Origin of the sequence: Rhodococcus sp. DT1 (assembly GCF_049844875.1) — a bacterium.
Lineage (GTDB): Bacteria > Actinomycetota > Actinomycetes > Mycobacteriales > Mycobacteriaceae > Rhodococcus.
On record NZ_JBNCLW010000005.1, the window covers coordinates 253,705 to 265,965 of the forward strand.

5 protein-coding genes are annotated in these 12,261 nt (G+C 69.3%); 1 reads left to right on the plus strand and 4 read right to left on the minus strand.

Translation table 11 applies throughout. The features are described from left to right. Position 1 precedes the first annotated feature (1 nt). Genes ACLQ3J_RS14580 through ACLQ3J_RS14595 form a run of 4 tightly spaced genes read right to left on the minus strand, consistent with a single transcriptional unit; the run spans position 2 to position 4,262 of the window. Positions 2-643 carry an isochorismatase family protein gene (locus tag ACLQ3J_RS14580; protein WP_169651980.1) on the minus strand — a complete coding sequence of 214 codons (642 nt, stop codon included), beginning with the start codon at positions 641-643 and terminating at the stop codon, positions 2-4. Positions 644-672: 29 nt separating this feature from the next. Beyond that, complete coding sequence (locus ACLQ3J_RS14585; protein WP_425903702.1) at positions 673-2,322, minus strand: (2,3-dihydroxybenzoyl)adenylate synthase; 1,650 nt, start codon at positions 2,320-2,322, stop codon at positions 673-675. Between the two features lie 30 nt (positions 2,323-2,352). Continuing rightward, positions 2,353-3,123 carry a 2,3-dihydro-2,3-dihydroxybenzoate dehydrogenase gene (locus ACLQ3J_RS14590; protein ID WP_425903703.1) on the minus strand — a complete coding sequence of 257 codons (771 nt, stop codon included), beginning with the start codon at positions 3,121-3,123 and terminating at the stop codon, positions 2,353-2,355. Then, positions 3,120-4,262 carry an isochorismate synthase gene (locus tag ACLQ3J_RS14595; protein WP_378527966.1) on the minus strand — a complete coding sequence of 381 codons (1,143 nt, stop codon included), beginning with the start codon at positions 4,260-4,262 and terminating at the stop codon, positions 3,120-3,122. The genes ACLQ3J_RS14590 and ACLQ3J_RS14595 overlap by 4 nt, the downstream gene beginning before the upstream one ends. 177 nt (positions 4,263-4,439) lie before the next feature. Between ACLQ3J_RS14595 and ACLQ3J_RS14600 the strand changes: the two genes are divergently transcribed. Continuing rightward, the gene (locus tag ACLQ3J_RS14600; protein WP_425903859.1) at positions 4,440-12,221 is read left to right on the plus strand and encodes an amino acid adenylation domain-containing protein; all 7,782 of its coding nucleotides are present in this window, start codon (positions 4,440-4,442) and stop codon (positions 12,219-12,221) included. Positions 12,222-12,261: the final 40 nt, after the last annotated feature.

Consider the following 12,261-nt stretch of genomic DNA (forward strand, 5'->3'; position numbering starts at 1 on the left):
CTCAGGCGCGCACCGACGAGAGGGCGCCCACCACCTCGTGCGTCGGAAGCACGACCGCGCACCGCGAGGCGACGTAGCTCAGTGCGTCGGCGTGCTCGCGTTGGGAGAAGTCGGCCGTGGCGTCCGAGACGAAGAAGACCTGGATGTCGTTCATGAACCCGTCCAGGGCCGTCGTCAGGCACCCGATGTGCGCGTACACGCCGGTGACGATCAGCTGGTCGCGGCCCCACGCGCGCATCCGTTCGAGCAGATCGGTGCGGATGAAGGCGCTGTACCGCCATTTGGTGAGCATGGTGTCGCCGGCGTGCGGTGCCAACTCCGCGATGATCGACGTCTCGGCGGGGTCCTCGGACAATCCGGGGCCCCAGAAGTCGGACAACAGCGCACGGTCGGCCGGGTCCTGGTCTCCCGGTTGCGCGGTGTACACAACCGGAGCGCCGACATCGTGAGCGGTGTTGCGCAGCAGGTCGATATGGGGAACCACCGTGGCCAGCGGATCGGCCGCCCGGTCGAACGAGCGCACGAAGTATTCCTGCATGTCGTGCACCAGCACGACGGCGCGGTTCGGATCGATCGACCACGACACCACGTTCGTGGGCTGCTCGTGGGGAAGGGAATAGGACACGGACTTCGGCAGAGCCATCGGATCTTCGCTTTCTGCGGTGTGGTCGGTCAGTTCTGGAGGGTGGCGGCCAGCGCGCGACGCAGTTCGTTGCGGCTGATCTTGCCGACACCGGTCACCGGAAACGCGTCGACGAAGCGCACCTTGTCCGGGATCTTGTACGCCGCGAGTCCACGCTCCCGCAGGAAAGCTTTGAGCGCGAGAGCTTTCGGCGCCTCACCCTCGGTGACGACGAAGGCACACGTGCGTTCGCCGAGGTACTGGTCGGGCATGGCGACCACGGCGGCATCGAGCACCGCGGGGTGCGCGACGAGATGGTTTTCGACCTCCTCCGCGGCGATCTTCTCGCCGCCCCGGTTGATCTGGTCCTTGGCGCGGCCTTCGACCACGATGTAACCGTGCTCGGTGATCCGCACGATGTCGCCCGTGCGATAGAACCCGTCGGGAGTGAATGCCGTCGAATTGTGTTCGGGCGCATTGTAGTAACCGCGGATCGTGTACGGGCCCCGGGTGAGGAGATGGCCGGGGGCACCGAACGGGACGGGCTCGTCGGCGTCGTCGACGACACGGATCTCGTCGTGCGGGCTGATCGGACGTCCCTGGGTCCGGATGATCGTCTCGTCGTCGTCGTCGAGGCGGGTGTAGTTGACGAGGCCCTCTGCCATGCCGAAGACCTGCTGCAGCGTGCAGCCGAGTTCCGGGCGCACCCGCTTGGCAGCCTCCGCCGGGAACTTCGCGCCACCGACCTGCAGTACCTCGAGCGACGACAGGTCGTGTTCGGTACGGGCTCGTGCGGACAGCCATGCCAGTGCGAGCGGCGGGACCAGCGAGGCCATCGTCACCCGTTCGCTCTCGATGAGTGCGAAGGCGGTGTCCGGACTCGGATCCGGCGCGAGCACGACCGTGCCGCCTGAGTGGAGGACACCGAGAATCCCGGGCGAGCTCATCGGGAAGTTGTGTGCCGCAGGAAGCACGACCAGCATGCGAGTGCGCTCGTCCACTCCGCAGATGCGGGCGGAGTCGCGCACAGAGTAGAGGTAGTCGGCGTGGGTGCGGGGGATGAGCTTCGGGGTTCCGGTGGTACCACCGGACAGTTGGAGAAAGGCGACGGACTCGGCATCGACGTCGGCGATCGGTGCAGGCTCGTGCGTGCGCAGCGATGCCAGGGAGGTGAACTCGGCGCAGTCTCCGGCGACGATCACTGCGGGCGGGTTCTCCAGCGCGCCGGTCACCTCACGGGCGAGCGTGCGGTAATCGAAACCACCGTGCTCGGCGGCGACGATGTAGGCGGCGGCGTCCGAGAAACGGCAGAAGTAGCCGACCTCGGAGGCGCGGTGCGCCGGCAGAGCGAACACGGGCAACGCCCCGATGCGGAAGACCGCGAAGAGGACTTCGGTGTATTCGACGATGTTCGGTAACTGGAGCACGACCCGGTCGCCGGCACGAACACCGGCATTCAGGAGCCCGGTGGCGATACGTGCGGCGGACTCGTCGAGGTCACGGTAGGTGAGGTGCCGCCGCGCCCCGGTGGCGTCCGGTCCCACGACCGCGACCCGGTCGCCGAAGTGCGCTGCGCGGGTGGGCATGAACTCCGCGAACGTCTCGCCGGTCCAGTAACCGGCGCCGCGGTACAGCTCACTGAAATCCTCGGGGAAACGGGCGATGTCGGCAAGCGCGCTGCGCCGGAGGCCGGAGGTCACGAATGATTCCTTTCGGGAACGGAAGGGGTCTCAGGCACGAAGGGTCGCGCCACCGTCGACATACAAGGCTTGCATGGTGATGTGCCGGGCGCGGTCGGAGAGAAGGAACTCGATGGCGTCCGCGATGTCGGACGGTTCTGCGATGCGCCCGAGCGGGATTCCGACCTTGAACTGTGCGGGGTCGCCCTCGATGGCGCTGCGCGCACCGTTGTCGTCGTCGGGGTCCTCCCACAGCGACCGTTGCATCGCGGTGTCGGTGGAGCCGGGGGCGACGATATTGGCGCGGATTCCGTAGGGCGCCAGTTCCAGTCCGGCGACCCGCACGATCATCGCCGCGGCCGCTTTCGAGGATCCGTAGGCACCCATGCCCATCCGGGGCACACCTGCGGAATTCGAGCCGACCACGACGATCGAGCCGGAACGGCGCTCCCGCATCACACGTCCCACGGAGCGGAGGACGGCGACCAGTCCGGTCACATTGACGTCGAACATCCGCTGCCAGTCGTCCGGATCGGAGTCGAGTACGGATCCGGTGCTGAACACTCCCGCGACGTGGGCGAGTCGCTCGAGGGGACCGTGGTCGGTTTCGATGTTGCCGACGGCGAACTCGACCGCGTCGTGGTCGCGGATATCGACGGGGTACACAGGGGTTCCCTCACCGATCAGTGCCGCGGTCTTGTGGAGTCCGACGGGGTCGCGGTCCATGAGGGCGAGTCGGTGTCCGGCGCGGGCCAGGGTGACCGCTGTGGCACGTCCGATGCCCTGTGCGGCGCCGACGACGAGGGTGACGGGGGCGCTCATCGCCGCACCCCGAGCGCATCGAGTACGGTGCCGAATTTGACGGTGGTCTCGGCGAGTTCGTCTGCGGGATCGGAGTCGGCGACGATGCCGCCACCGGCATAGGCGGTGAGGGTGAGACCGTCCGCGTCGAGCACGGCGCACCGGATCGTCACCATCCACTCGCCGTCACCGTCGGCGTCACACCACCCGACGGCCCCGGCGTAGAACCCGCGGTCGCCTTCGACATCGCGGATGAACTCGCGCGCCGCCTCGGTGGGCGTGCCGCAGATCGCGGGAGTCGGATGCGCCGCGAGGGCGAGGTCGAGCGCTGTGGTGGAGCGGTCGCGCAGGCGGCCCGAGACCGGTGTGCCGAGATGCCACAACTGCTTGGTGCTCGTCAGCGACGGCTGGTCCGGGATGTCGAGGTCGGTGCACAACGGTTCGAGTACGGCGCGCAGCGCACGGACGACGTGCGCGTGTTCGGCGAGATTCTTGGCGGACTCCGCGAGACGCTCGGCGGTCGCGCGATCCGAGTCGGGGTCGGCGTGACGAGGTGCCGATCCGGCGAGCGGATGTGCCGTGACGAGATCGCCACGTCGCCGGATGAGCACCTCCGGACTCGAGCCGATCAGGTGCCGTCCTCGCCAGGAGCCTCCCGCCGGGGTGAGGTCGACCGCGAATCCGTTGCCGGCGGGGTCGTTCCCGGCGAGTCGTGCGAGGAGGTCGGCGGTCGGGACCGGCCGTTCGGAGCGCAGTCGGAGTGCGCGTGCGAGGACGACCTTGACGAGGTCGTCGTCGGGGGAACGCAGCAAGGTGAGTGCGGCGGCCACACGGTCGACGTGTGCCTGCTCGGCAGGAATCGCGTGGGCGATACGGATGGTGGGGAGATCGGGCCTCGAGACGCCGAGCGGCGTGGAGGTGTGCCGCAGCGAACGCGGCGCTGTGAGGGCGGCGGGGTGCGCGGGGTCGAAGGGAAGCGCACCGGCGAGAGCGCGCACGCGCCCGGTTCGCAGAGCCTCGGCCGCGGCATCGGCGCGGTCGAACCGGTCGTCGAGTCCTTCGGCGATCACGGTGCCGTGCGGGCGGGACAACACGAACGGGCGCGGCACGGTCCGCTCGGCACAGTCGGGTGTCGGTGCGTCGACAACCGATGTTTGCATGCTCGAACCTCTCGATAGCGGAGTGAGAAGGCGGATCGAGCGCAAGGTGCACAAGATCGCTTCAGCAACATATACGGTTAGCCTTACCTTTGGTACTGTTCCGCATTGCCGAGAGTTGCGCAACACGGGTGTTCTGCTCGGGCCCAAGAGTTTTCGAACGCAGAAAAGGGGATGACAGTGCCCACGTCCAGGCCGTCGACTTCGGGACTCGCGCTTACGCGCGCCCAGACGGGCGTATGGTTCGCTCAGCAATTGACCCCCGACAACCCGATTTTCAACACCTCGGAATGCCTCGAACTGCGCGGATCGGTCGATACGGACGCCCTGGTGGCGGCGGTGCGCCGCGCCGCCGACGACTGTGAGGCCCTGGTCGCGGCCTTCGAAACCCAGCCCGACGGTACGGTCGTCCAGTTTCCCGGACGCAGACAACTCGCCGACCCGCCCGTCGTGGACGTGCGCGGCGCGCCGGACCCGTGGGCCGCGGCCCACGAGTGGATGACGAACGACCTGGCACGCGCCGTCGATCCGGCCGTCGACGTGTGCGTCCGCGCCGCCGTACTGCGCCTCGCGGACGACCGTGTCGTGCTGTACGTGTGCGGGCATCACCTCGTGTTCGACGCGTTCGGGTTCTCCCTGTTCAACCGCCGCATCGGCGAGCACTACACAGCCCTCGTCGCGGGCACCGAACCGGCCGCGCACCGCTTCGCCCCCGTCGAACCGGTCGTGCGGGAAGAGGAGAGCTACCGCGAGTCGGACGACTTCGCCGCCGACCGGGCGTTCTGGGCCGACTACCTCGCGGACGTCGAGGAAGCGGTGGCGCTGAGCCCCGGAGCGAGCGGAATCGCGCGTCGTTCCCGGGCGGTCCGGTTCACCCTCGACGCACAGCAGCAGAACGCGCTCGCCGCACTCGGCAAATCCGCTCGCGGAAGCTGGGGCGACGCGGTGACCGCCCTGGTCGCCGCGTACCTGCGCGGTGCGACCGGACGGGACGACATCACCATCGGATTCCCGGTGATGAACAGGCTCGGTTCCGCCGCACTGAATGTGCCGATGACGGCGGTCAACGTCGTGCCGTTGCGGCTGCGCCCCGCCGCACGCGACAGTCTGTCCGGCCTCGTCGGGCAGGTCCGCGATTCGGTTGCCCGGTGCCGCAAGCACTACCGCTACCGCGGTGAGGACATCCAACGCGACCTGCGCCTGCCCGCCGGGTCGCGCGGCGTCATCGGCCCGTCCGTCAACGTCAAACCGTTCGGCGACCGGTTCCGCTTCGCCGACATCACCGCCGCCGTGCACTCGATCGCCCGCGGACCACTCCAGGATTTCATGATCACGGTGCGGCCCCTGGACGAGAGCGCCGGCCTGGAAGTCTTCGTCGACGCCGACGCCGACCTCTACGACGAGGACGACCTGCGGCTTCACGCCGCACGTCTCGAGCAGTTGTTCGATTCCGTGACCACCCTCGATCCGGCGACATCGCTCGCGCAACTGCCGATCCTCGTTCCCGCCGAGCGGACACGAATCCTGGAGTGCTGGAGCGCATCTCCGGACATACCGGTCGAATCGGACCTGACTCTCGTCGATCTGCTGCACCGGCAGGCCGCCGCGACACCCGACGTGCCGGCGCTCGCGGACGCCACAACCACGCTGACCTACGCGGAGTTGCGCACGCGGGTCGACCGGCTCGCGCGATATCTCGCGTCCGAGGGACTCGGCGACGCTGCCGAACCGCGGATCGCGATCGCACTGCCGCGTACGGTCGACGCCGTCGTCGCGATTTTCGCAGTGCTCGAAACCGGCGCGGCGTATGTGCCGCTCGACATCGACCAGCCACTCGAGCGCCTCGCGTACGTGCTGGCCGACGCATCGCCCGTGTACGTGCTCACCGACCGCACCACGGACGGACGGGTTGCGGACGCCGACGGTGCCACCCGCCGGATTCTCCTCGACGACACCGACACCGACACCGACACCGACACCGACATCGGCGGCCGTGTGGAGACAGATCTGCCACCCGTCGGACGGTCGGGGCCCACGCCCGACTCGGTCGCGTACGTCATCTACACCTCCGGATCCACAGGACGGCCCAAGGGCGTGGTCGCCCCACACCGCGGCCTGGTCAATCTCCTGCACAGCCACCGCGAGCAGGTGTTCACCCGCGCCGCACGCGAAGCCGGGCACGACCACCTGCACCTCGGACTCGCGTGGTCGCTCGCGTTCGACGCCTCCGTGCAACCCCTGCTGTGGATGCTCGCCGGGCACACCCTCCACATCGTCGACGAATCCGCCCAGCGCGACCCCGCACGACTGACCGAACAGGCGTTGCGCGAGGACTGGGACTTCGTCGAACTGTCGCCGGCGCAACTCGACCACGTCGTCGAGGACGGGATGCTTCCCGAGAACACCGTCTCCACCCTCGGCTTCGGCGGTGACGCGGCCACCGGCCGGCTGTGGGAGAACCTGCGCGCGCGCCGCGGCGCCGCGTTCAACTTCTACGGCCCCACCGAGTGCAGTGTCGACGCCCTCGTGGCCGAGGTGCACGACAGCGAGACTCCCGTGGTGGGGCGGCCGGTCGCGAACTTGCGCGCCTACCTCCTCGACAGCGGTCTCGCCCCGGTGCCGCCGGGAACGGAGGGGGAGCTGTACCTGTCCGGTCCGGGTGTCGTCCGCGGTTATCTCGACGCGCCCTCCCTCACCGCGACCCGGTTCGTCGCGAACCCGTTCGGGACGGGCTCGGCCGATCCCGTCCACGCGCGCCTCTACCGCACGGGCGACCGCGCGATGTGGACGGAGGACGGGAACATCGTCTACCGCGGCCGCGTCGACAACCAGGTGAAGGTGCGCGGGTTCCGCATCGAACTCGGGGAGGTGGACGCGGCGTTGCTGCGGCTTGCCGGTGTGGTGCACGCCGTGTCGGCGATTCACACGGACGCTGCCGGTACTACACAACTCGTGGGCTACCTCGTCGGCGATGCACTCGATCCGGCGGTCGCCCGGGCGCAACTGACCGAGTGGCTCCCGGCACCGATGGTGCCTGCTGCACTCGTCGTGCTGGGTGAGCTACCGCTGACCTCGAACGGAAAGCTGGACCGGAAGGGGCTTCCCGCACCGGATTTCGCCACGCTCGTCTCCTCGCGACCTCCGGCCACCGAACTCGAACGCCGCCTGTGTGAGCTGTTCGCAGAGATTCTGGGCCTCGACAGCGTCGGCGCCGACGACGACTTCTTCGCACTCGGTGGACACTCGCTCTCGGCAGCGAAGCTTCTCGCCCGGGTGCGGGACACTCTCGGTGTCGAACTGGCGATCCGGGAAGTATTCGACCATCCGACGGTGGCCGGACTGGCTGTGCGCTGCGAGAGCGCGGGTCTGGACGCCGGGCCCGCACGACCACCGCTGGTCGCGAGGAAGCACGGGGACCTCGTCCCGCTGTCGTTTGCGCAGCAACGGTTGTGGTTCCTGTTCCGGATGGAGGGGCCCAGCCCCACGTACAACGTTCCTCTGACCGTGCGGTTGCACGGCGACGTCGACGCCGACGCGATGCGCCGTGCCGTCGCCGACGTCGTCGCCCGCCACGACAGCCTGCGCACGGTGCTGACCGAACGGGACGGAACCGGGATGCAGCGGGTACTCGAGCACGTCGAGACGCCGTTCGCCGTCGTGGAGACCGGCCCGGACACGGTGGAGGCGGACGTGAGGTCGGCGGCGCGCTACGCATTCGACCTCGAGCGCGAAACCCCCGTCCGGGTGCGGCTGTTCACCGTCGCGCCCGGCGAGAGCATCCTGTTGCTGCTCGTGCACCACATCGCGAGCGACGAACTGTCCACGCCGATTCTGCTGCGGGACCTCGGAACCTTCTACTCCGCGCACACAGGTGCCGCCGTCACCGAGCCGGCTCCACTGCCCGTCCAGTACACGGACTACGCGGTGTGGCAGCGTGAACTGCTCGGCGACCCGAAGGACCAGACCGGGCTCGCCGGACGGCAACTCGACTTCTGGCGCACCGAGCTCGCGGGTCTACCCGCGGAACTCGAGCTGGCAACCGACCGGCCCCGCCCGGCCGTGGCATCGTTCGCCGGTGGCGGCGTCGAACTCGCGGTCCCGGCCGGACTCGCCGACGCGGTCCGCGCCGCCGGCCGCGACACCGGCACGACGATGTTCATGATGGTGCACGCCGCCGTGGCGCTCGCGCTCTCCCACAGCGGGGCGGGGGAGGACATCCCGATCGGCTCACCCACCGCGGGCCGGCCCGCCTCCGAACTCGACGATCTCGTGGGGTTCTTCGTCAACATGGTGGTCCTGCGCACCGACCTGTCCGGTGACCCGACCGTGCGGGAACTGCTGGCCCGCATCAAGAACGCCGACATCGCCGCGTACGCCCACCAGGACGTGTCGTTCGACCGGGTCGTCGAGGCCCTCGACCCCGAGCGAAGTGCCGCCCGCCACCCCCTGTTCCAGGTGATGGTGCAGTACCGGAACCCACCTGCCCTGCGTGCGTTCGAGCACCTGGCGCCCGAGGTGTCCCTCGTCCCCAACGATGCCGCGATATTCGATCTGACATTCGACGTCGTGGACACGCCGGACGGGTCCATGCGGGTACGCGTCGAATACGCCCGTGATCTGTTCGACCACGACACCGCCGAGTCTTTCGCCGCGCGCGTGGTGCGTGGGTTCGCCGCTCTGGCCGGAGACCCCGACCGTCCCCTGTCCCGTGTCGACCTGCTCTCCGGCGCCGAACGCGACTGGCTTCGCGCCGGCCGGCCGGCACCGGAACCCGCACGCCCGGAACCCGTTCCGGAGACGCTGGTCGACCTGTTCGACCGCACGGTTGCCGCGGCGCCGCACCTCCCCGCCGTCGTCTCCGCGGAGGAAACCCTGACGTTCGGGGAACTCGACGCGTGGTCCGACCGGATCGCGTGTCATCTCGTGGATCGCGGTGTCCGGGCAGAAACGGTCGTCGCGCTGCGGCTACCGCGGGGAAGCGCCGTGGTCGCCGCGATTCTCGGTGTCTGGAAGGCGGGTGCGGCGTACCTGGCGATCGACCCGAACTACCCGCTCGAGCGCATCGACTACATGATGCGCGATGCAGGGGTGACCGTCGTGCTCGACGAGAGTGCGGTCGCGGAGTGCGGCGACGCGAGCATGCCGTCGCGGCCCACGGAGCTGCGCGGTCGCGCCGGTGCGGACAACGCCGCCTACGTGGTCTACACCTCCGGTTCCACCGGTCTGCCGAAGGGCGTCGTCGTGCCGCACCGCGGTGTGGTGAATCTCTGGGAGACGGTGCGTTCCGGCACCTACGGTGACCCGGCAGAACAGCGGCTGCGGGTGCTGCTCAGTTACACCTTCGCGTTCGATTCCTCGGTCGACCAGTTGCTCGCGATGCTCGGCGGCCACACCGTGCACGTGCTCCCCGAAGAGTTGACCGCCGACGCAGACGGCATCGTCGGCTATGTCCGCGGCCATCGGATCGACGCCCTGGACTGCGCGCCGGTGCTGATGACGCAACTCGTCGCAGAAGGGCTTCTCGACCCCGCCGCGGATCACCGCCCGTCGGTGGTCGCCGTCGGCGGCGAGGCCGTGCCCGCCGAGCTGTGGGCCCGGCTCGCCGCCACTCCGGGGCTGCGCGCACTGAACATCTACGGACCCACCGAGTGCACGGTGGACGCGACTGCCGCAGTCATGACGGCGGACGTGGCGCCGCATATCGGCGAGCCCATCGCCGGGGGTCGTGCGCTCGTCCTCGACCGCTACCTGCGCCCCGTGGCGCCGGGTGTGCCGGGTGAGCTGTACGTCGGCGGTCCGCACGTGGCCCGGGGATACCTCGGCCGGCACGGCCTCACGGCCGGAAGGTTCGTGGCCGACCCGTTCGGCACACCGGGTGCCCGCTTGTACCGCACCGGCGACATGGTGCGGTGGACATCCCCGGTGCCCCATCGCCTCGAATATCTCGGCCGCGCCGACGATCAGGTCAAGATTCGCGGGTTCCGTATCGAACTCGGTGAGGTCGAGGCGGTACTCGCCGGACATCCGGACGTGACAGCTGCCGCTGTGCTCGCCCGCGAGGACGAACCCGGACGCAGACGTCTCGTCGGCTACGTCGTGCCGGGGACTGCGCAGGTGGACGGTGACGCGGTCCGGGCATACACGGCCGAACGGCTGCCCGACCACATGGTGCCCGCTGCGGTGGTGGTGCTCGAGGAGTTCCCGCTGACCGCGAACGGCAAGGTGGACCGGGCCGCGCTCCCCGTCCCGGTGTTCGCACCCGCGACGGCCGGCCGGGTGGCGGGCAACGACATGGAGCGGCGGCTCTGCGCCGTGGTGGCCGACGTGCTCGGACTCGACGCGGTCGGCCTCGACGACGACTTCTTCTCTCTCGGTGGTGATTCCATCGTGTCGATCCAGCTCGTGGCCAAGGCCCGCGCGGCGGGTCTGCGGTTCACCGCGCGGCACGTTTTCGAGCACCGGACCGTCGCCGGTCTGGCCCGCGTCGCCGAGGTGGATACAGGCCGGCAGGAAACGGATGTCGCGGCGGCGCTCGGCAGCATTCCGGCGACGCCCATCGTTCACGACCTGCTGGACCGAGGGGGACCGTACGCCAGGTACGCGCAGTCCAGGCTGCTGCGTACCCCGGAAGGCCTCACGCTCGGCGAACTGACCGGCGCCGTGCAATCCCTGCTCGACGTCCACGACGCGCTGCGTTCGGTGTTCGACTCGGCTGCACGCGTTCTCGAGGTCCTGCCGGTGGGTGCGGTGTCGGCTGCGCACGTGGTCACCCGGGTCGACATCTCCGGCCTGGACGACCCGTCCGCGGTGATGGTCGCGGCGACCGAGGAGGCGTACGCGGCGCTGGACCCCGGGTCCGGGGAACTCGTGCGCGTCGTGTTCTTCGATCCGGGCCCCGGCGTGCAGGGCCGGGTGCTGTTCGCGGTGCACCACCTGGTGGTGGACGGGGTGTCGTGGCGGATTCTGGTCCCGGACCTCGCCGAGGCCGTCGCGGGTACCGCGCCGCTCCGGTCCGGTACCCCGCTGCGTGTCTGGGCTCGCGGCTTGCTCGAGGCCGCGCCGGCGCGACGAACCGAACTGCCGTTGTGGCGTCGTATCACGGCGCCCGGCGGCCGTGCCGCCTTCGCTTCCCGCCCTGTCGATCCCACGCGGGACACGATGTCCGCGACGGCGCAGGCGCATGTCGACGTGCCGGTCGCAGTGACGGAGGCTCTGCTCACGACGGTGCCCGAGCAATTCCACGCGGGTGTCGACGACGTTCTGCTCACCGCGCTGGCACTGGCCACAGCCCGGGTGTGTGGCGCGGGTGCGGTGGTGGTGGATCTCGAAGGGCACGGACGAGAAGAGCAGGTGGTGGCCGGCGCCGATCTGTCGCGCACCGTCGGATGGTTCACGAGCCTGTACCCGGCCAGGCTCGACGTGTCGGGGGCAGACCTCGACGACGCCTTCGCAGGTGGCCGGAATGCCGGTGAGGCACTCAAGAAGGTCAAGGAGCAACTTCGCGAGATCCCCGACAGCGGTATCGGATTCGGGATTCTTCGGCATCTCGACGAACAGGGACGGCAGGTTCTCGCGTCGGCGGCTGCTCCCGAGATCGGGTTCAACTACCTGGGCAGACTGACGCTGGGTGAGGCGGAAGGGCAGCCGTGGTCGAGTGCGCCGGAATCGGCCGGTCTCGGCGGCGCCACCGAGGCCGACATGCCGGTGAACCACGCGCTCGAAATCGGCGTCTTCACCGAGGAAACGGGGGAGGGGCCGGTGCTCCGGGGCACGTTCGGCTACAGCCCGGCACTGGTGCCCGAGCACGTGGTCGCAGACCTCGTGGAGTGCTGGGTTGCGGCACTGGAGGCGCTGGCCGGACACGCGGCGTCGGGGGATGCCGGTGGATTCACTCCGTCGGATCTGACTCTCGGTGGCCTCGATCAGTCGGAGATCGACGAGTTCGCCTTGGAATTCGGATGATCGTGACGCTTGGCGTGGCCAATTGTTTCGGTTAGCCTAA